Origin of the sequence: Frankia torreyi (genome assembly GCF_000948395.1) — a bacterium.
Lineage (GTDB): Bacteria > Actinomycetota > Actinomycetes > Frankiales > Frankiaceae > Frankia > Frankia torreyi.
In genome coordinates, this window is the sequence record NZ_JYFN01000005.1 from 1 (window position 1) to 19269 (window position 19269).

Genomic DNA, 19269 nt, shown 5'->3' on the forward strand with positions numbered 1-19269 from the left:
GGCGGCGCGTGGAGTCCCGACGCCACCCGCATCCTCACCACCAGCACCGACAGCACCGCGCGAATCTGGGACGCCACCACCGGACGCCACCAGTTCACCCTCACCGGCCACACCCGCCTGCTGACCGGCGGCGCCTGGAGCCCGGACAACACTCACGTCCTCACCACCAGCACCGACAGCACCGCGCGAATCTGGGACGCCACCACCGGGCAGCCCGCGGGCTGGTGGCTCGAACAGCTTCCAGGTGGCGAGCTGGCGGTCTGGTCGGCGGGCAGAGACGAGCTGCTCGGCGCCTCGGACGAGGCCTGGCGATGGCTGGGCTGCCTGGTGCCGAGCGGTGGCAAGCTGGTCCGGGTGCCGGCCGAAAGTTGGGGCCCGCTCCCGCCGCTGAATCAGTCGACCGTCGAGCCCGATGGCCCCCGGCGGCCGGCGACGATGGCGAGGATAAGCTCATGGCGGAAAAGCGACTACTCCTGATCTCGGGCAGCACCCGCGGGGCATCGACGAACACAGCCGCGCTGCGGACCGCCGTCGCGCTGGCGCCCACCGGGACGGCGGCCGTCCTCTACGACGGGCTGGCCGAGTTGCCGGCGTTCACCCCGGACGCGGACGACTCCGCGCCGCCGCCCGCGGTCGCCGCGCTGCGGGCGCAGCTCGCCGCAGCCGACGCGGTCCTGTTCTGCACGCCGGAGTACGCGGGCGCCCTGCCCGGCAGCCTGAAGAACCTGCTCGACTGGACGGTCGGCACCGGCGACCTCTACGGCAAGCCCGCCGCCTGGATCAACGTCGCCGCCCCGGGCCGCGGACTGGGCGCGCTGGCGGAACTCACCACCGTGCTGGGCTACGTCACCGCCGAGATGATCGAGGCGGCGTGCGTGGCGATTCCGGTGGCCCGCGACGCCATCGCCGCTGATGGAACGGTGTCCGACGAGAACGTCCGGGCCGCGCTGGTCGCCGCACTGCAGGCGATCACCGACCATCTCTCGGTGCGGAACTCCGCGCCCCCGGCCGCAGCACAAGCCTGACCGTTCGACCGACCTAGCTTCGCCGGATCGTCACCCCACGGTCGCGCTGCGTGCGATATCGTCCGCCGTGGGTGCATTCGCCAGAGCGACGGCCAGGAGGAAGCGATCAGTCCCTCGCGCCGCCGGCTGCCAGACCAGGCCGAACACGGACGGCAGGCCTGACCCGTGGCCGAGTTCGACAACCCGCGCCCGGCCGACGAGCCCGGCGGGGATGCCCGGGCGCCCCGACCCGACACACGTCAACCCGCCATCGACGCTCCCTCGCCCCCATCCGACCGGCCCACCGCCACCCCGCGCGAGGGAGTGGAACGCAAGGCCGCGCTCCTCGACCGCCGCGCCGCCGAGGTCCCCACCCACGACCGACCCACGCCCCCCGTCACCTCGGCCGAGCGGAAGGCGGCGTTACTCGAAGCCCGCGCCGCCGGCGTGGACCGTTCCACCTCCGACGAATCCGGCAGGCCATCCCCCGGCACTCCCCGCGCCGCCACCGATCCCGAGCGCAAGGCGGCCCTGCTCGACAGCCGCGCCGCAAACCGCCTCTCCCGGCCCGAGGCTGTCCCGGACACCGAAGAACGCCCGCCTTCCGAGACTCCGCAGGCCCCATCGCCGCGAGACCCGCCGTCTCGATTGCCGGACGGACCGCCCACCCGCCCCGCGGACACCCCCGTCCGGCCCGAGATCAGCGAGAAGGTGTTCCAGCACATCCTGCACGGTGAATGGAACAGACGCGGCCGCCCCGTCGGCTTCCACAGCGCCCCCGACGGCCATCCCCCGCCTGACCGCCGCATCACCTCGATGGAGGACAGGAAACCGGACGGCACCTACCATGCCGACGTCGAGTTTCGCCATCCGACCACTGGCGAGTGGAGGAGGAAGGATGTTCCGGAGCACACCATGTTCCCGAACCAGTGGTCGGAGCAGAAAGTGCGCGATGCCGTGCAGACAACCTACGAGAGGATCTACGACGACACCATCGAGCCTAGACTCAGAAATAATGAGGAACTTCCCAAGAAGGCGCTGCGCGACAGCTACGATGGTGTGCTGATACAGCTCTATGTCAGCCCAGGCGGAGAACTCAGGACCGCATTCCCGATCCAGAAGGCCGAACCAGGGGATCCTCGATGAGCAGATGGACGTTCCAGCGCGACGAAGAACAGAATCTGGAGGTGTCCGCGCCCTCGATCGACCGGAATACCGAGGCCGCCGTTCTCGACTTCTTGGAGAGCGATGTCGGCCCACACCCGGCTGATATCACAAGATATGTGCAACGATGGCAGAAAGTACGCACAGGCGAATTGAACGCTGCGCTGGGGAACGGCACCGTGCAGGAGATCGAGGGGGATCGGGTGTTGTTGGAGTCGTTGTACGAGCAGTGGGAGTCGGTGTATTTCACGATCGCGGAGTTCGAGGAGCTGCTCGACGACTATGCGGCGTTCCTCGACTCCCGGCGCCGGCCCGACGCCAACGGGTGAGCGGTTCCGCGGAACCGTCACCGGAGTAGGCCGCCGAGCGGTTCCGCCGCACCACCAGCAAGAGCCGAACCGTCAGCGGGGTAGGCCGACGAGCTCGTCGAAGCGGAGGTGGCGGAGCTGCACGCCGAGCCGGCGGGCCCGGCGGCGGACCGGGCCGGCGGGNTCGGGGGTGAACGCCAGGCCGGCGCCGGCGGCGATGTTCGCGGCGACGGCGCCGATCGGCAGGCCGTCGGTGGGCAGGTGGCGGGCGAATTCCGGGGCCCGCAGCAGGTGCAGGGAACGGTCGGCCTGGGTGGCGGCGAAGCTGCGGGCGGTCTCCCCGCGGGAGCGGATGCGCCGCAGCAGGACGGCCCTGTCGGCGAGCAGCGTCACGTGCCGCACCTCGTGCCCGGCGGCGCGCAACGGGTCGACGAACGCGGCGAGCAACGCGGGATCGAGCAGGGTCATCGGTACGACGACCGGGCCGCCGCAACCATCGAGCACAGTGCGGAGCGTCTGGGCGACACCGTCCCGCCACAATGGCATCTCGCGAAAGTCGCCGCGCGACTGCGCGGGCAGCATCCGGCGCAATGCGAAACCGAGATGCTCCGGGTCGCAGACGAAGGATCCGGGCAACCCGCGGTGCAGTTCGTAGGCCACCTGCGTCTTACCGATGCCATTGGGGCCGTTGAGCCAGATCAGCACCCGGGAAACGGTATCAGCATCGCGGTGGAGCAGTGGGGCGCCCACCGGCAGACCCCACTACTCCAGTGATCAGCTCAGCGAGCCGCGCCCGCGCCTACCGACCAGGCCGGCTTGTACTACCGGCAGGCCGGCTCGTACCACCGGCAGGCTGGTTTCCAATACTGGCAGGCCCGTTGGCGAGATGCACGACTCCGTGGTGTATCTGCGGCTGACCGGTGAGGGCGGGCAGTCCCCCGGAGGCGACGCCGCCGATGCCGAAAGCGAAAACGAGTACCCCGACGGCCGCCACGGCCACCTGGATCTTGCGCAGGGCTACTGTACCCATCATTACCTTTCCGTCGAGGGACGGCACATTTGATCACCGAAGGCGTCGGCAGCCCGCTCCGCAGACCGTCCAGAAATCTCTGGCGAACAAACGGCGAAGAATTCCGGAAGGGGTCGGAATTCTGCCGTAAGCGCGGTCCCGATGGCGATCCGAACACTAGCGCAGCCGGGCCCCACCGGGTGCTACCAGAAAGTGCCCATGTCAAGAGGCCGTACACTGATCGACTGGACCGTGAAGATCGGTCGGCGGTCCCGTCCAATAACTGCCGGCACTCCTGATCAGGAGAAATCATCGACTATCTCCACAGCCCGTTTTAGTTCACCGCCGCGACGGCGACATCAATCACACTCGCGGGACGATGTTCCCGAGCGGGGTCCGGCATCATCCAGCCGCGGGCTCCACCCGAAGGGCTCGCTGCGCCCGGTCGAGACAGTTCTGGGACTGGCTCGTCGGCACGAAGTCCATCGCCCGCGCAGACCCGCCCGGTAGTACTCCTGCCAGTGAGCCATTCCCTGCAACGGTTCGCCACCCTCCATAACAGTCGCGGACCGTGATGGCTGAGGGAGTGGGGGAAGGCGCAATGCACTACTGGCGGCGAAGGCCCACAACCACGGCGGCAACATCCAGGTGGTGTCATTGTCGCTGACGACGGCTGGCCGTTGTGGGTCTCCGCTGTCCGTCCCGGCCGCAGCAGGATTCGGGGCATCCAAAGCAACAGCGGCCACCATCGACGGCCAATCCGGCGGCGGCCCCACCGAAGACGGACCAACGCGGCGTCGCCGAACGCCACGCATCAAGTGTCCGCCTCAGCGGCGACGGTCGCGGCCGGCCCTACGCTTCGGGCCTGTGACCGGGAATCGTCATCGCCGCGGGTCGGCGGGTCGGCGGGTCGGCGGGTTGGCGACGAACCGGGCGGTGGTTCACGGACCACCGCCAGCCGGACAACGGTGAAATCCCGTCACCTCACCATACGGCCTGACGCCGCCGGGCGATCTGCCCTGTTCTGCTCCGACTTTCGGCAAGGAGACTCCACGAGTGGCCACCAGCCCCCAGCGAACGACGGTCTTCGATTTCGCCCCCCAGGACCGAACCCTGCTCGACGCCCAGATCCGGGCGTTGGAGAACCTGGACCGCGGTGACTTCCGGGAGCTTCCGCCCGCGACCGCCGGCAAGTTCCAGCAACTTCAGGGCGCGGGAACGTTCGCGTCCGTCCGGATTCCCGGCGCGGATCCGGACGTCCAGCTCGACGCGGGCGTGTTCGTCCCGCTCGGTGCCGGGCCGCATCCGGTGGTCGTCCTGCCGGCCCCGCTGGCTCCCACCGGGTGGCGTTCCTACCCTGGGCTGCTCGTGAACTTCGCGATCCGCGGCTATCTGGCCGTCGCGTACAGCGAGCGGGGTCTCGCCGACTCCACCGGGAAGATCGACGTCGCCGGGCCGCGGGACCGGGCGGACGGCTCCGCCGTCATCGACTGGATCCTGGAGAACCACGCCGACCGGGTGAACCCGGACCAGATCGCGTTCGCCGGATCGTCCTACGGCGCCGGCCAGAGCCTGATCATCGCCGCGCACGACGACCGGGTGAAGGCCGTCGCCGCGCAGAGCGCCTGGGCGGATCTCACCCGCTCGCTGTACGAGAACGAGACCCGGCACATCGCCGCCTTCGAGGCCCTCGCGGCGCTGTTCGGCGAGGACCGCCTGTCCGACGAGACGCGGCAGATCTTCGCGGACTTCCGCTCCAACAAGAACATCAAGAACCTGCTGGACTTCGGGGCCATCCGCTCGCCGATCAGCTACGTCGAGCGGCTCAACAGCCGCCGGGTGCCGGTCTTCCTCGGCACCTACTGGCACGAGACGATCTTCTCGGTGCCGGCCGTCGTCGAGTTCTTCAACCAGCTCACCGGCCCGCGCCGGCTGCTGGTGCAGATCGGCGACCACGGCGGCGACGAGATCCTGGGTTTCCTCGGCGGCTGGAGCCGGCCGACCGCGACGACCTTCCGCTGGCTGGACCATCACCTTCGGGGCAAGGACAACGGCATCGGGCAGGACGGCAACGTCCACACCGAGTACATGCACAACCTGTTCGACCTGCGTAAGTCCAACGACTGGCAGTCGTACGTCCAGCCGACCCGACGGTTCTATCTCGACCAGCCGCGGGGCGGCTCCACCGACGGCGTCCTGGCGTCGCGTCCGGCCACCGGGTGGACGACGACCATCCAGGCGGGCGTGGACACCCCCGCGCACGTCGCCGAGGCGCTCGTCCAGACCGGCGTCCTGGAGCGGCTCGGTGCCCCCGCGATCTACGACACGGCGTCGATCTCGCGGCGGGACGCGGCCGTCTGGGTGACCGAGCCGCTGGTCGCGCAGAGCCAGCTCACCGGCAACGTCCGGCTGCACCTGACGATCCGCCCGTCCGCGGCGACGGCGACGATCGTGACCCACCTGTTCGACGTGGACCCGGGCCGCGCCAAGGGCAAGATCATCACCAGTGCGCCGTACACGCTGCTCAACGAGCGGGAGGGCGAGGCGCGTGCGATCGACGTCCAGCTCCAGCCCGCGGACTACCGCATCGCCGCCGGCCACCAGCTCGCCCTCGTGATCGACACCAAGGACCGCCTGTTCGCCGACGCCACCGTCGACGGCGGCCAGGTCGAGTTCGCCTCCCCGGACGGGGCCGCCTCCTACCTGGAGCTCCCCCTCGCCGACCTGCCCGACGCGGAATAACCCTCCTGTTCCGCGGAACATTCGCCTGAGTCAGGGCCGGGGCGATGGCCGGGCCCGTGCGGTGGACGCCGCACGGGCCCGATCCGTCCGCGACGACGACGGCGACCGAACGGCGTTCGGCGGCCGGCCCGGCATCGCGGTACGGATCGGTGGGGCGCGGGCCCACCGGCGGCTAGGCTCGGCGGCTGCGCCCGCCGCCACCACTGCCGCCACTGCCACCACCCACCGGTTCGGAGACGTCCGCCCATGAGCTCCGACGTTGTCCTCGACGCCCGGTTCACCCATGCGGTCTACACGCGCGCCCAGACGGCCCGCCACGTCGGCCTCGACCCGGACGACCTGCATCGCGCCGCGATGTGGACGGTCGGCCGGGCACGGATCGGCAAGCAGATCGGCACGATGAGCAACAATCCGCCACCGATCGTCACCTCACTTCGCCGCCCCTCCCCGCCGGAGCCGCGCATCCCGTTCATCGGCCTCGCCGAGGCCGTGGTGTACGCGGCCGTCCGGCAGGGGACATCGCTGCCGCAGATCCACGCCCACGGGGCACTGTCCATCGTTCGGAAGAGCCTGGGCGGCGCGCACCCCCTGGCCACCAGGGCGTTCGTCACCGATGCGCTCGCCGTGCTGCGCGCCTACGCCCAGCACGAGGACGCCGCCCCGGAGATCGTCCAGGCCGTGACCGCGCCCGCCCCGTCGACCCCATCAATCCCGCCAATCCCATCAATCCCATCAATCCCGCCAACCGCGCCGCCATCACCATCCGCGCGAGACCTGCCGGTGCCACCGGCCGCTCTACCAGCCGACGAGTCGGAGTTCGCGCTCCTCGTCGCCCGAGTGGCCGCCCACGTGGACTATGGCGAGGACGGCTACACCCGCCGGATCCGACTACCCGGGTACTCGACGGCGGACGTGATCGTCGACAGCGGGATCTCCGGCGGCCGGCCGTTCTTCGCCCGCGGCGGCCCGGGGGCGGACGTCGAGACGATCGTGCGGCAGTATCAGGGCGGGGTGCCGATCGGCGAGCTGGCCGGCCGGCACGGCATCCCCTCCGCCGAGATCGCCGAGCTGGCCAATCTCACCTGGCCGGACCCCGAGCCACCCTCCGTGGCCCCGCCATCCAATGATCACCTTCGGTAGTAGGCATCCCGAGCGGTGACGGCGAGGCGTCGTCCGGCGGTGCGCCTGCATCACGACCTCGGCGATGTGGCGACCACGTCGCCCGGGCTCGTCCTACCCACTCCCCGGTTACTGTTGTCCCTGTGTGAACGCTCACGGACTGGCGGAGGGCGCGTCCGGCACAGCGGTGACAATGGTTTCGATGTCCTCCACGCCTTCCTTCGCCACGCATCTCGCCGGTCTCGATCCGGTGAAGCTGGGTGCCGTGCTGCGCGCCCGCCCCGACGTGCTGGTCGAGCCGCTGCCCCGCGGTTTCGAGCAGCTCGCCCAGCGGCTGACCGACGCCCGCTCGCTGAGCCGGGCGCTCACCGAGCTCGACCGGGACAGTCTGCAGGTGGGCGTGGCGGTCGCCCTGCTGCCGGGCCCGGTGACCGCCGACCGCCTCGCGACGTTGCTGGGCGTGCCCCGCGACGCCATGCACGCGGTGGTGGACGGTCTGTTCGCCCGCGGTCTGGCCTGGCCCGTCCCGGCGGCGACCGGCGGCGAAGGCGGCGAAGGCGGCGAAGGCGGCGAAGGCGGCGAGAGCATCCTCGGCGAGCCGGCCATCCGCCTCCCGGCGCCGCTGCACAGCCACTGGTCGGAGCCGTTCGCCGAGATTGACACCGCGACGCAGCTCGCGAGCGCCGCGCTGGTCGAGGACGTGCGGACGGCGGTGCGCGCGCTCGGCGAGGACCCGACCGGGCTGCGCAAGCCCGAACTCGTCGCGCTGTTCGCCCGACTGCTGGCCGATTCCGTGCGGGTGGCGGTCCTCGTCGCCGCGCTCCCGGCGCCGGCGCGGGAGCTGCTGACGGACCTGGGATCGGCGGTCAACAACGACCTCCCCTTCGTCCTCATGCTGGCCGAGCGGGAGCAGCGCGCCGGGCCGGCCGCCGTGCGGGCCCTGATCCACGCCGGCCTGATGCTGCCGGTCCGGGGTCTGGCGGAGCTGCCCCGCGAGGTTGCCGTCGCCGTCTGGATCACCGAGCACCGCGGCACGCTGACCGGCCCGCCGGACGTCCCCCGACCGGCGGTGGATCCGGCCGGGGTGCGATCGAGTGCGCAGGCGGCGGCGCAGGACGCCGTCCGCACCGTCGCGGCGCTGCTCGACGAGGCGGCGACCGTGCCGATCGCGGCGCTCAAGCGCGGCGGGATCGGCGGACGGGAACGGCTACGGCTGGCCAAGCGGTTGTCGCTGCCGCCGGCGGACCTGCCGGTGTGGATCGACCTGACGGCGACCGCGGGCCTGCTGATCCACGACGACGCCGGCTACGTGCCGGGACCGGGGTTCACCGCCTGGCGGGAGGCCACGCCGAGCCGGCAGTGGGCCCCGCTCGCGCTGGCCTGGTACGTCCAGGAGCATGCCCCGTCGGGCCGGGAGCTCGACGACGAGCGGGACATCGCCCCGCCGCTGCCGATCGAATCCGAAGCCGGCCTGCTGCGCGGGACCTTGCTGCGCGCCGCCGACGGCGGTCGGTCGGTGCGGCTGACCGCCGAGAACATCGACTGGTTCTTCCCGCTGGACGGCTACCCCGACCCCCTGCGGGCGGCCGTGATGGCAGCGACGATCCGCGAGGCCGAGCTGCTCGGCGTCGTGGCGGTCGACGTCCTGTCCGAGCTGGGCGAGGCGCTGCGGACCAGCGCCGCCGACCTGGCCGACCTCGCCGGCCCCGCCGCCGCCTTCCCGTCGTACCGCGCCCTCACCGCGGCGATCACCACGGCCGCGACCGCCCTCGGCGACCGCTGCGCCGAGTTGCTGCCCGAGTCCAGACCCAGCCTGATCCTCCAGTCCGACCTCACCGCCGTCGTCTCCGGCCCACCGACCGCGACGATGGCCCAGGTGCTGCGCGCCGCCGCCGAACCCGAATCCCGCGGCGCCGCCGGGACCTGGCGGTTCACCCCCGCGTCCGTCCGCGCGGCGTTGGACGCCGGATGGACCGCCGACGAGCTGCTCGACGCGCTGCGCGCCATGGCCGACCACACGCCGCCCCAGGCCCTGGAATACCTCGTCGCCGACGTCGCCCGCCGCCACGGCCACGTCCGGGTCCGCGGCCTGCGCAGCGCCATCCTCGGCGACGAGCCGACGACCACCGAGCTGCTGCACACCCGCGTCCTCGCCAAGCTGCACCTGGCCCGGCTCGCCCCGACCGTCCTGTCCAGCCCCGAGGACCTGGACACCGTCCTGGCCGAACTGCGCCGCGCCGGCTTCTACCCCGTCGCCGAGGACGCCACCGGCACCGTCATCGTCCCGTCGTCCGGCCGCGCATCGTCCGGGCCGCTGACGCGCCACCAGAAATCCGCCTCGCCGCCTCCCGCCGGTAGCGGCCGGACCCGAGGCGCCGGCGGCGCACCCCGGAGGGTGACGCCGGAGGAGCTCGTCACGCGCCTGCTCACCGACGCCGACGAGGGCGTGCCCCCGCCGAGCCCCCTGGTCCGCGAGCTCGCCGGCCTCAACGACCGCCTCAACGACGGCGAACTCGCCCTGCTCGCCGAGGCCGTCGAGTCCCGCGGCGACGTGGTGATCGCCTACCGCGACAAGAACGGCAAGCGCACCGTCCGCCGCATCACCATCAACGCCATGTTCGGCCGCTGGCTCGACGCCTGGTGCCACCTCCGCAACGACGACCGCGAATTCGCCATCGCCAACATCCAGTCCATCTCCCCCGCCGGCTGACCCACGGCAAAGGATCACATCATCGCTCGCTGCGGCGCCTCCTGATCCGTCTGGTCCTGATCCGTCTGGGCGTCCGCCTGGGCGGCCTTCGCGACGGCGGTGGCCGCACGAACGAAGGCGGCGACGGCCGGCGAGCGGGAGTCCTGCGGCCAGGCCAGGACGAGTGTGGTCGGGGGAAGATCGCCGACGTTCCGGTAGGCGATGCCGAGCCGGCGGTGCCGGGAGGCGACCGAGACGGGCAGGAACATGATGATGCTGCCCAGCTCGATCAGGTTGAAGATCTTCGCCAGGTCCAGGGGAGTCGGCTGGGCCTCAACGACCCGTCCCCGGGGCGGGGAGGGTGACTGCTCGCGGCCGTTCTGGGTCCGCGCGGTCGTGGGCGGACGGCCGTCGCGGTCGGCGGGTGTGCCGTCGGGCAGCGATCGGCCGGCCAGGTCGGCCAGGCACAGGGAGGAGCGGGCGGCCAGCGGATCGTCGGCCGCCAGCGCGAGCAGGCGGGGCTCGGTCAGCAGCGGCTCGACGTCGAGATCGTGGTTGTCGAACGGGGTGGGCAGCAGCGCGATGTCCGCCCGGCCGTCGTGCAGGGCGGGCACCTGGTCGCCACGGCCGCCGAGCAGCAGCTCCACCGGGAGGGCCGCGTCCTCGCGCTGGAAGGCGGCGAGGATCCGCGGGAGCAGCCCGGCGTCGAAATCGGCCTTGAGCGCGACGCGCAGGCTCGGCGTCGGCTGCCCGGCGTGCCGGGCCCGCCGGGCGGCCGCGGTGACCGCGTCGAGTGCGGTCCGGGCGTCGTGCAGGAAGACCTCCCCCGCCGGGGTGAGCGCTACCTGACGCGTCGTCCGCTCGAGCAACCGCACGCCCAGGTGACGCTCCAGGTCGCGGATCGCCCGGGACAGCGGTGGCTGCGCCATGCCCAGCCGCTCGGCCGCACGCCCGAAATGCAGCTCCTCCGCGACGGCCACGAAGTACCGAAGCTGCCGAACCTCCAGCTCACTCATATCCGCACGGTATCAATCCGGTGCGGATCGGTCCTTCAGCTCCGGCGCCGCGCCGGCTTGACTGGGTCATGCCGACGCCGACGCGCGGGCCCACACATCCCGCGCACGCCGTCGCCGAGCAGGCCATCTACCCGTCCCGCAGGCACAACGGCGCGCACCTCACCGTTGTCCGGGCGCAGCCCCTTGGAGCCCCTCTTGATCATCGTCACCACTCCCACCGGTCAGATCGGCCGGCAACTCCTCGGCACCCTCCTGACCAGCGGCCAGCCCCTCCGCGTCATCGCACGCGACCCCTCCCGCCTGCCCGCACACACCCGCGAGCGCGTCGAGGTCGTGCCGGGTTCGCACAGCGACGCCGACGTCGTCACCCAGGCGTTCGCGGGCGCCGACGCGGTGTTCTGGCTGGCTCCCCCGAACCCCCAGGCCGTGAGCGTCGAGGCTGCCTATCTCGACTTCACCCGGCCGGCATGTGAGGCCATCGAGAAGCACGGGGTCAGCCGGGTGGTCGGCGTCTCGGCCCTCGGCCGTGGGGTGGCCCTGGGCCGCAACGCCGGACTGGTGACGGCGGCCCTGGCGATGGACGACCTGATTGCGAGCACCGGCGTGCACTACCGGTCGCTGGCGATGCCCGGCTTCATGGACAACATGCTCAACCAGGTCGAGGCGATCAGGAACCAGGGAACATTCTTCTCGACGCTGTCCGGCGACCGCAAGCACCCGACCTGCGCCACCCGCGATATCGCCGCCGTCGCCGCCCGTCTGCTGCTCGACGACTCCTGGACGGGGCAGGACGACGTCCCGGTGCTCGGCCCCGAGGACCTCTCCCAGAACGACCTGGCGGCAATCATGTCCGAGGTGCTCGAACGCCCGATCCGCTACCAGCAGATCCCCGGCGACGCCTTCAGGGCGACGCTGATCGAACACGGAATGTCCGACGCGATAGCGCAGGCCATGCTCGACATGTTGACAGCCAAGGACAACGGCCTCGACAACGCCGAGCCCCGAACCCCCGAATTCACCACCCCCACCACCTTCCGCCAATGGTGCGAGGAAGTTCTCAAGCCAGCCGTCCTCGCCTGAGTGAGCTCTGGTCTCGCCCGAGCACGCCCTGATGCTGCCTCCGCAACGACACCCTCGACTTCGCCACGGCCAACAACGTGGCCGGCGAGTGGCACAATCGGACGGCCCATGCGTGCTCGACCAGCTTGTCCTCGATCACGGTCCGACCGCCGTCGACCTCCCGACGATCCGATGAATCGAGGCCGTCGTACGCCCCTCACCTCCCGGGACACTTCATCCGCAGGTTTCGCTTTCCGAGCACGGTGCGCTGCGTCACGCGCATCGGGTCAGGATGAGTGATCTGCGCCATGGCGCGCCGCTGCATCTCGGCCAAGATGATGGGCCGATGGATTCCGACCCCCTGATGACCGTCCTCGAGGTGGCCAACCACCTCAGGATCACTCCGTCATCCTGGCGGGCCAATGTCGCGAGCGGAGACGCCCCGGCCGCCGACGACCCCGACTCCGATCGCCCGGCGAATCGTCGCAGGCCACGCTGGCGGCGCTCGACGGTCGAGGAATGGAACCGGACTCGACGTCGCCGCGGGCGCCCGGACCAGGACACCCCGCTGGTCGATCCCGCCTGACGACCTTGTGGAACCGAGAATGCCACGCCGACCCGGAACGCCACGCCGACCGGGAACGCCACGCCGACCGAGGACGCCACCGTCGCGCCAGCCTTCCCCCGGCTCGCAGGCGACGGTAGGCTAGATCGCGGCCAACCCGGCCAAGCGGTAGAAGCCTCCCGCCGCGCTGCCCCGGCGGTTCCGCAGAACCGCCGACAGGTGGCGGATCAATTATCCGCGCATCGATGACCTCTCCAGTGGTCGGGGCGATCGGTGGGATCAGGTGAGGCGCGCCTCGGCGATCGAGTCGGGTGGGGTGAGGTGGGCGGTGAGGGCGGCGGCTGTCGCGGCGAGCAGGGGGGCGGCGCGGCGCGCGGCCGGGGTGGACGGCGCGGTCAGGAAGAGCGCCGCGGCGGGACCGGCCTCGCCCATCGGACCCACCGGGGCGGCCACCTCGCACTCCCCGAGGCGCCGTTCCTCCCTGGTGGTCGCCGGTGAGCCGCCGCGGATATCGGCGAACTGGCGCAGGAGCAGCCCTGGTGCGGTGACGGTGTAGGGGGTGATCCGCACCAGGTTGCCGAGGACCTGCCGGCGCAGGGCGTCCGGGCCGTGGGCCAGCAGGAGCTTGCCCGCCGCCGTCGCGTGCAGCGGCAGGTGCGAGCCCGCAGCCACCGCCTCGCCCAGTTCGTCGACGACGAGCAGCCGGTCGCCGTCGAGGCAGGTGAGCGCGACGGGCCGGCCCGTCGCCGTCCGCAGTCCACGCAGGTAGGGGCGCCCGGCTTCGGCCAGCCGACGCTGGCACGGGACCTGGCCGCCCAGCACCCACAGCCGGGTCCCCAGCCGGTACGACCCGTCCGCCTGGCGTTCCAGTCCTCCCCACGCCACGAGTTCCCGCACGAGCCGCAGCGCCGTCGGCACCGGAAGACCGGTCCGCGCCGCGATCGTCGTCAGCCGCAGGCAGGCCGCCCCGTCGAACACGTCCAGGACGGACAGTGCCCTTCCCACCGCCGACATGCCACCGCCTTCCGGACGCCGCACCATCCCCCGGCGTCGCGTGATCGCATCACGGCTCTGCACACGCGCCCGTCGCCGCGCCGCTTTCACCTGATGAAACCGGACGCTACCGCCCTGGCGCCGCCGCCGGGCAACCTGTGGAAGCCCCGATCCGCACCAGGCCCTGGGAGGCACGAGCATGCTGCTGGACCTGTCGTCGGACGAGCTGTTGTCCACCACTCGGGCGGTGCGCCACCGGCTCGACCTGTCCCGGCCGGTGCCGTGGGAGCTCATCCAGGAATGCGTCGAGCTCGCCGTGCAGGCACCGACGGGCCGCAACCGGCAACGATGGCACTTCGTCGTGGTCACCGACTCCGAACGACGCCGGGCGCTCGCGGATGTCTTCCGGCGGGCCGTCGCCGCAGCCGACCCGCAGGCCAGCCCGCTGACGCGGCACGACGTCGAGCGGATGAACGCCCACCCGACGTCGTTGGCCAGGATCAGCAGCGGCTTCCGGCACCTCTACGACAACATCCACCGGGTACCCGCGCTCGTCGTCCCCTGTGTGGAGGGACGGACCGACGACGCGTCCGTCCTCGCCCAGTCGATGACCTGGGGCTCGATCCTGCCAGCCGTGTGGAGCTTCATGCTCGCCGCTCGCGCGCGGGGGTTGGGCACGGTGTGGACGACCGCGCAGGCGCCCCTCGAACGTGAGATGGCCGAGGTGCTGGGAGTCCCGTACGACCAGGTGATGCTGGCCGCGTTCATCCCCCTCGCCTACACCCTCGGCACCGACTTCCGACCGGCTTCCCGCGTCCCCCTCGACCAGGTGCTGCACCGCAATCACTGGTAGCAGGTGGTGGCCGCGGTGGCAGGTGGTGGCCGCGGTGGCAGATGGTGGCCGCGGTGGCAGGTGGTGGCCGCAGAGCCCGGGGAGAAGCCGGTGGCTACGGCTTGCGGGCGATGCCGCCGTAGCCGCTGACCTGGGCGTCGGTGAGCTCGGGTGGGACGTCGGCGTCGGGGCGCCAACGATGCAGGAGCTGGACGCCGGGCTCGACCGGCTCCAGGCCGACGAACAGGGACTCGACCTCGGCGCGGCTGCGGGCCGCGGCGGGGATGCCGCGGTCCAGGTAGGTCTGGACGAGCCGCGCCACCCCCTGGTCGTAGTCGGCGGTCGAGTGGGTGATGACGACGTGGCTGCCGGAGGGCAGGCCGTCCACGAGGCGGCGCACGATGCCGTGCGGGTCGTGGTCGTCGGGGAAGAAGTGGAAGATCGCGATCAGGGAGAGCGCGACCGGCCGGGTCAGGTCGAACGTCGAGCGCAGCTCCGCGGAGTCGAGGATGCTCGCCGGGTCGTGCAGGTCGGCGTGGAGGTAGGCGGTCCGGCCCTGGGGCGTGCTGGTCAGCAGCGCGCGGGCGTGCGTGAGCACGATGGGTACCAGCCCCGGGATACACATGCCCCTGCCCTACGCGTCCACCGACCCCTTCGGATGTTGTACGTTTGTTGTACAGTGGAGTCATGAGTGTCGGATTCCGCCCCACCGAAGAGGACCTCCGGATCGTTGAGGCCAACCGTCGCCAGGACGAGAAGACCAGCGACGTCATCCGGCGCGCCCTGCGACTGCTGGACCGGGAGGCGTGGGAGGTGCGTGCCCGCGAGGACATGCACCGGCTGCGGAATGAGGACCTGTCCGCCGAGCCCGATGCATGGGAGTACGACACCAACGGCAACATCGTGATCACAGGTACGAACCTCGCGGTACCAGCCAGGTCCCAGGACCACCCGTGATCCGCGGCGCCGTGTACCCGGTGGACCTCGGCGACGCCAAGCGCGGGTATGAACAGCGGGGACGTCGACTCGGCCTCGTCCTGAGCATGGAGCAGAACGCGTGGTCCACGGTCACGATCGTGCCCACGTCGACCAGCGCACAGGCGTCCACCTTCAGACCAGAGGTGATCATTACGGGACGGTCGACCAGGATCCTGATCGACCAGATCCGCACCATCGACAGCTCCTATGTCACGGGTGAACTCGTGGACTACCTCTCCCGCGACGACATGGCCCAGGTCGAGCACACCCTCTCGCGCTACCTCGGCCTGCTGCGCTGAGCGCATCGTCTGGCTCCCGTACATCGACCTCCCCGCGCGACCGGGTGAAGACGGAGGTCCGACACAGCTGACAGACCTGTCGAGCGGTGCTTACCGCCCCCCGGCCGAGCCGCGCGGAATGCGCAACCCGGGTACGGACCCGGATACGGCCCGATCACCAAAAAGATGCAGGTCAGAACCCTGAGAGCGGTACGAGGGCGGTCGGGTCGTTGTCCGCGTAGACGACCCGGGCATCGGGGGCGATGCCCTGCACGACCTCGTGCAGGTTCGGCGAGGTCGGGATGCCGGTCCCGACGTCGAGGAACTGCCGGATGCCCACCTCGGTGGCGAGGTAGCGGGCGGCCCTGACGAGGAACGCGCGGTTCTGGCGGGCGGCGAGCGGCGCGTTCGGGAAGGCGGCGATGGCCTGCTCGGCGGCCTCGCGGTCGGCCGGGAAGTTGTCCTTCCCGCCGAGGTAGTAGTCGTACATCCGGGCCACATGAGGCTGGTCGACGCGCAGATCCACCGGGTCGCTCCGGCGCCCGGCGTCGACGGCTGATCCCTCGGACCCTGCGGCCCACCGTCCAGCATTACTCACCGCATCAACCCCCACCGGCGCGTCCGACTCGAAGAACCGAGCCCGAAAACCTTATCCCGCAGTGTTTTCAGGGGTCATCGAAGACACGACCCCCAGAGGTGGGGCCGACCTAGAATTCACTCTGAGTTATTGATCCGCGGATGACGTCGCGGACCTGGGCGCGCAGCCAGCGGTGGGAGGCGTCGGCGTCGAAGCGGGGATGCCAGGCCAGGCACAGGGACAGGGACGGCAGGTCCAGGCCGAGATCGAGGGGCACGAGGCCAAGCGCGGCGAGCCTGTCCCGGCCGAGCCGCCGCGGCGCCACGCCCACGAGATCGCTCTGCGCGACGAGCGCCAGCGCAACGGTATGTGACGGAACGGAGGCGACGACCGCGCGGCGCAGGCCGAGGGTCGCCAGCGCGTCGTCGATCGGCCCATGGAGCCGGCCGCGGCGCGAGGCGACGACGTGCCGGGCGGCCGCGAGACGCTGCGGGGTCAGCGGACGCTCGGTGAGCGGGTGTCCGGCGCGGACCACGGCGATGGCCGAATCCTCGCCGAGGGTCTCGACGCGGATCTCCGGTGCGGTGGAGTCGATCTGGCCGATCTCCAGATCGGCGGTGCCGTCGCGCAGGGGGTCCGCCGACGGCGTCGGCTCCGGCAGGAAGCGCAGGCGCACGCGGGGGGCCTGGCGGGCCAGCCGGTCGAGCAGGTCCACGCCGATCGCGGCGACGAGCATGTCGCTGCCGAGGATGGTGAAGGTCCGGTCCAGGGTGGCGAGGTCCGGCGCCCCCACCGGCGCGAACACGGCGTGGGCGCGCTGGACGAGGGCGTGCACCTCGGCGTGGATCTCCAGGGCGCGCGGGGTCGGGACCATGGCGTTGCCGGCGCGCACGAGGATCGGGTCACCGGTGGCCTTGCGGATGCGTCCCAACGCCCGGCTCACCGCCGGCTCGGTGAGGTGCAGGCGCCGCGCCGCGCCGCTCACGCTCCGCTCGGCCAGCAGCGCGTCCAGGGTGACCAGCAGGTTGAGATCAACGCCGGCGAGCGGGCGGGCCTCGGCGGATTCGCCGGGCGCGGCGGCCGGGAGGAGCACGGGATGTATCGGCCTTCCGTCGCGTCCGGTGGCGGCGGGAAGGTCGGCGGCGGAATGCATGGCATGCATCCTCGCATTGCCATAGTTGCATTTGAAGGCAGATCGTCGTCGTCCTACGCTCAGCCCTAACGACCTATCGCGATGTTACGTAAACCGTCGAAGAGCTGCCGTGACGGCCGATCCATCCAGCCGTTCTGGGCTCCGGGCAAGCGCGGCATGGACCGACCCAGCTCATCCCACCTCCACATCCCACCGCCCACCGCCCACCCGCACCTCGAATCCCACCGCACCTCGAAAGGGATTGCTTCCGCATGCCCATTTTCCTGCAGGACGAAGCCGTCAGCGCGGTCCTCGACCGCTCGTTCGCCGCCGCCGAGAACGACGCCATCACCCTCGACGCTTTCCGATCGACGGTGGGGCCCGACCGGACCATCGGGGACTTCACCGCGGTGGAGCTGGCCGAGCTCGCCGCCGACGTCTACATGCCGGTGTCCCGGGAGGTCGGCACGCTGCTCTACCTGCTCGCCCGCGCGAACCGGCCGGCGCTGACCGTCGAGTTCGGCACGTCCTACGGCATCTCGGCGATTCATCTCGCGGCGGCCGCGCGGGACAACGGCGCCGGCCGGATCATCACCACCGAGCTGTCGGCCACGAAGGCGAAGGCGGCGGCCGGGAACCTCGCCGAGGCCGGCCTGGACGCATTCGTCGAGATCCGGACGGGGGACGCGTTCGAGACCCTGCGCGAACTGCCCGGACCCATCGACCTGCTGCTCCTCGACGGCTGGAACCAGCTCTACCTGCCGCTGCTGCGCCTGCTCGAACCCCGGCTCGCCCCCGGCGCCCTCATCGTCGCCGACGACGTCACCCTGTTCCCCGCGGAGACCCGCGACTACCTCGACTACGTCCACACCCCCGGCAACGGCTACACAGGCGTCGAGATCCCCCTCGACGACGGCCTCGACCTCGCCCTGCGCCACTGATCCCGCCCTGCGCCACTGCCTCGCCATCCGCCACTGGCCGCGCCAGCCACCACTGGCCCCGCCAGCCACTACTGACCGGCCCGTCACCAGGCGGCCGGGCCGGTCCTGTCGAAGTAGCCGCCGGTCGGGCCGTCGGCGCCGATCGTCGCCAGGCGGACGATGACCTCCGCGCCCTCCTCGACGGTCTGGGTGCCCTGGTGGCCGTTGAGGTCGGTGGCGGTGTAGCCGGGGTCGACGGTGTTGAACCGGATGGCGGGGAACGCCTTGGCGTACTGCGAGGTGATCATGACCAGCGCGGTCTTGGAGGAGTGGTAGTCCAGCCCCGTCACCTGGGACTCGATCCGGCTGGGGTCGCTGGTGGCCGCCAGCGAGCCGAGACCGCTGCCGACGTTGACGACGACCGGGGCGTCGCTGTCCGCCAACAGCGGCAGGAAGGCCCGCGTGACCCGCACGACGCCGAAGACGTTCGTGTCGTACGTGGCCAGCATGTCGGCCGCGGTGACCTCGCCGAGCCGGCCGAGCTTGCGCGCGCCCACGATCCCGGCGTTGTTGACCAGAACATCGAGGCCGCCGGCCTCCGCGCGGACGGTCTTGGCCGCAGCCTCGACGGAATCCTCGTCGGTGACGTCGAGCTGCACGAAGCGGGCGCCGAGCCGCCCGGCCGCCTCCCGGCCGCGGTCCGCGTCGCGCGCCCCGACGTAGACGGTGTGCCCGGCCTCGGTCAGGCGGCGGGCGGTCTCGAAGCCGAGGCCCTTGTTCGCTCCGGTGATCAGGGTGGTGGTCATGGGTGATCGACTCCGGTGATCGGCGGGCTGGTGTCGCTTCCACCCTCGCCCGTACCCCGGACGGGCAGCCAGTGCCCA

General features: G+C 71.4%; 19 protein-coding genes and 2 pseudogenes. 14 read left to right on the forward strand and 7 right to left on the reverse strand.

The features are described 5' to 3' along the window. The 4 genes from FF36_RS04465 to FF36_RS04480 form a co-directional block, all read left to right on the forward strand. Positions 1–477, forward strand: a 477-nt coding sequence (locus FF36_RS04465; RefSeq protein ID WP_044883704.1) for a WD40 repeat domain-containing protein, incomplete at its 5' end; no start/stop codon positions are given. Continuing rightward, positions 453–1025 carry an NADPH-dependent FMN reductase gene (locus FF36_RS04470; RefSeq protein WP_044883705.1) on the forward strand — a complete coding sequence of 191 codons (573 nt, stop codon included), beginning with the start codon at positions 453–455 and terminating at the stop codon, positions 1023–1025. The genes FF36_RS04465 and FF36_RS04470, both read left to right, overlap by 25 nt. A 303-nt stretch (positions 1026–1328) precedes the next feature. After that, a complete protein-coding gene (locus tag FF36_RS31390; protein ID WP_157871701.1) occupies positions 1329–2150 on the forward strand; it encodes an EndoU domain-containing protein in 822 nt (273 codons plus the stop codon). After that, positions 2147–2497 carry a hypothetical protein gene (locus FF36_RS04480; RefSeq protein ID WP_052680951.1) on the forward strand — a complete coding sequence of 117 codons (351 nt, stop codon included), beginning with the start codon at positions 2147–2149 and terminating at the stop codon, positions 2495–2497. The genes FF36_RS31390 and FF36_RS04480 overlap by 4 nt, the downstream gene beginning before the upstream one ends. A 163-nt stretch (positions 2498–2660) precedes the next feature. Here the strand turns inward: FF36_RS04480 and FF36_RS04485 are convergent. After that, positions 2661–3226 (reverse strand): annotated as a pseudogene (locus tag FF36_RS04485) (ATP-binding protein); the annotation flags it as partial. Positions 3227–3377: 151 nt separating this feature from the next. On the opposite strand from FF36_RS04485, the gene FF36_RS35340 reads away from it, so the two are divergent. The 4 genes from FF36_RS35340 to FF36_RS04505 all read left to right on the forward strand — a co-directional run bounded on the left by FF36_RS35340 (position 3378) and on the right by FF36_RS04505 (position 10056). After that, positions 3378–3539, forward strand: coding sequence for a hypothetical protein (locus tag FF36_RS35340; RefSeq protein WP_157866921.1), 162 nt, complete (start codon positions 3378–3380; stop codon positions 3537–3539). Between the two features lie 1002 nt (positions 3540–4541). Then, entirely contained in the window at positions 4542–6227 is a 1686-nt protein-coding gene (locus FF36_RS04490) for a CocE/NonD family hydrolase (protein WP_044883707.1), read from the forward strand. A 246-nt stretch (positions 6228–6473) separates the two neighbouring features. After that, entirely contained in the window at positions 6474–7367 is an 894-nt protein-coding gene (locus tag FF36_RS04500) for a hypothetical protein (RefSeq protein WP_044883709.1), read from the forward strand. Positions 7368–7548: 181 nt separating this feature from the next. After that, a complete protein-coding gene (locus FF36_RS04505; protein WP_242422286.1) occupies positions 7549–10056 on the forward strand; it encodes a helicase-associated domain-containing protein in 2508 nt (835 codons plus the stop codon). Positions 10057–10070: 14 nt separating this feature from the next. On the opposite strand, the gene FF36_RS04510 is transcribed toward FF36_RS04505, so the two are convergent. After that, on the reverse strand, positions 10071–11051 hold the full coding sequence (locus FF36_RS04510; RefSeq protein WP_044883711.1) for a LysR family transcriptional regulator: 981 nt from the start codon (positions 11049–11051) through the stop codon (positions 10071–10073). Between the two features lie 195 nt (positions 11052–11246). On the opposite strand from FF36_RS04510, the gene FF36_RS04515 reads away from it, so the two are divergent. Beyond that, positions 11247–12131 carry an NAD(P)H-binding protein gene (locus tag FF36_RS04515; RefSeq protein ID WP_044883821.1) on the forward strand — a complete coding sequence of 295 codons (885 nt, stop codon included), beginning with the start codon at positions 11247–11249 and terminating at the stop codon, positions 12129–12131. A 325-nt stretch (positions 12132–12456) separates the two neighbouring features. Then, the gene (locus FF36_RS04520) at positions 12457–12696 is read left to right on the forward strand and encodes a hypothetical protein (RefSeq protein WP_044883712.1); all 240 of its coding nucleotides are present in this window, start codon (positions 12457–12459) and stop codon (positions 12694–12696) included. Positions 12697–12954: 258 nt separating this feature from the next. Here FF36_RS04520 and FF36_RS04525 read toward each other — a convergent pair whose 3' ends face one another. Next, complete coding sequence (locus tag FF36_RS04525) at positions 12955–13689, reverse strand: IclR family transcriptional regulator (protein ID WP_044883713.1); 735 nt, start codon at positions 13687–13689, stop codon at positions 12955–12957. A gap of 178 nt (positions 13690–13867) precedes the next feature. Between FF36_RS04525 and FF36_RS04530 the strand changes: the two genes are divergently transcribed. Continuing rightward, positions 13868–14521: a nitroreductase family protein gene (locus tag FF36_RS04530; protein WP_044883714.1), complete on the forward strand. Its 654-nt coding sequence runs from the start codon at positions 13868–13870 to the stop codon at positions 14519–14521. Positions 14522–14615: 94 nt separating this feature from the next. On the opposite strand, the gene FF36_RS04535 is transcribed toward FF36_RS04530, so the two are convergent. Next, entirely contained in the window at positions 14616–15098 is a 483-nt protein-coding gene (locus tag FF36_RS04535; RefSeq protein WP_339325591.1) for an SAM-dependent methyltransferase, read from the reverse strand. 89 nt (positions 15099–15187) lie between these two features. Between FF36_RS04535 and FF36_RS04540 the strand changes: the two genes are divergently transcribed. Both FF36_RS04540 and FF36_RS04545 read left to right on the forward strand, forming a co-directional pair. Continuing rightward, entirely contained in the window at positions 15188–15457 is a 270-nt protein-coding gene (locus FF36_RS04540; RefSeq protein ID WP_011606673.1) for a hypothetical protein, read from the forward strand. Beyond that, positions 15454–15777 (forward strand): type II toxin-antitoxin system PemK/MazF family toxin, encoded by a 324-nt coding sequence (locus FF36_RS04545; protein WP_044883715.1) that lies wholly within the window; start codon positions 15454–15456, stop codon positions 15775–15777. Before FF36_RS04540 ends, FF36_RS04545 begins: the two co-directional genes overlap by 4 nt. 193 nt (positions 15778–15970) lie before the next feature. Here the strand turns inward: FF36_RS04545 and FF36_RS04550 are convergent. Together FF36_RS04550 and FF36_RS04555 are read right to left on the reverse strand one after the other, a co-directional pair. Next, a pseudogene (locus FF36_RS04550) lies at positions 15971–16282 on the reverse strand (SAM-dependent methyltransferase); the annotation flags it as partial. A 181-nt stretch (positions 16283–16463) separates the two neighbouring features. After that, positions 16464–17486, reverse strand: a complete 1023-nt coding sequence (locus tag FF36_RS04555; protein WP_082121684.1) for a LysR family transcriptional regulator — start codon at positions 17484–17486, stop codon at positions 16464–16466. A gap of 251 nt (positions 17487–17737) precedes the next feature. On the opposite strand from FF36_RS04555, the gene FF36_RS04560 reads away from it, so the two are divergent. Next, complete coding sequence (locus tag FF36_RS04560; RefSeq protein WP_044883716.1) at positions 17738–18406, forward strand: O-methyltransferase; 669 nt, start codon at positions 17738–17740, stop codon at positions 18404–18406. 83 nt (positions 18407–18489) lie between these two features. Here FF36_RS04560 and FF36_RS04565 read toward each other — a convergent pair whose 3' ends face one another. After that, positions 18490–19191, reverse strand: a complete 702-nt coding sequence (locus FF36_RS04565; RefSeq protein WP_044883717.1) for an SDR family oxidoreductase — start codon at positions 19189–19191, stop codon at positions 18490–18492. Positions 19192–19269: the final 78 nt, after the last annotated feature.

What these genes read in the sequence shown, in the direction of transcription:
- FF36_RS04555 (WP_082121684.1), bottom strand. Translation starts at nt 17,486, where the DNA reads ATGCATTCCGCCGCCGACCTTCCCGCCGCCACCGGACGCGACGGAAGG.
- FF36_RS04510 (WP_044883711.1), bottom strand. Translation starts at nt 11,051, where the DNA reads ATGAGTGAGCTGGAGGTTCGGCAGCTTCGGTACTTCGTGGCCGTCGCG.
- FF36_RS04560 (WP_044883716.1), top strand. Translation starts at nt 17,738, where the DNA reads ATGCCCATTTTCCTGCAGGACGAAGCCGTCAGCGCGGTCCTCGACCGC.
- FF36_RS04470 (WP_044883705.1), top strand. Translation starts at nt 453, where the DNA reads ATGGCGGAAAAGCGACTACTCCTGATCTCGGGCAGCACCCGCGGGGCA.
- FF36_RS04565 (WP_044883717.1), bottom strand. Translation starts at nt 19,191, where the DNA reads ATGACCACCACCCTGATCACCGGAGCGAACAAGGGCCTCGGCTTCGAG.
- FF36_RS04500 (WP_044883709.1), top strand. Translation starts at nt 6,474, where the DNA reads ATGAGCTCCGACGTTGTCCTCGACGCCCGGTTCACCCATGCGGTCTAC.
- FF36_RS04480 (WP_052680951.1), top strand. Translation starts at nt 2,147, where the DNA reads ATGAGCAGATGGACGTTCCAGCGCGACGAAGAACAGAATCTGGAGGTG.
- FF36_RS04540 (WP_011606673.1), top strand. Translation starts at nt 15,188, where the DNA reads ATGAGTGTCGGATTCCGCCCCACCGAAGAGGACCTCCGGATCGTTGAG.
- FF36_RS04505 (WP_242422286.1), top strand. Translation starts at nt 7,549, where the DNA reads ATGTCCTCCACGCCTTCCTTCGCCACGCATCTCGCCGGTCTCGATCCG.
- FF36_RS04520 (WP_044883712.1), top strand. Translation starts at nt 12,457, where the DNA reads ATGGATTCCGACCCCCTGATGACCGTCCTCGAGGTGGCCAACCACCTC.
- FF36_RS04525 (WP_044883713.1), bottom strand. Translation starts at nt 13,689, where the DNA reads ATGTCGGCGGTGGGAAGGGCACTGTCCGTCCTGGACGTGTTCGACGGG.
- FF36_RS04530 (WP_044883714.1), top strand. Translation starts at nt 13,868, where the DNA reads ATGCTGCTGGACCTGTCGTCGGACGAGCTGTTGTCCACCACTCGGGCG.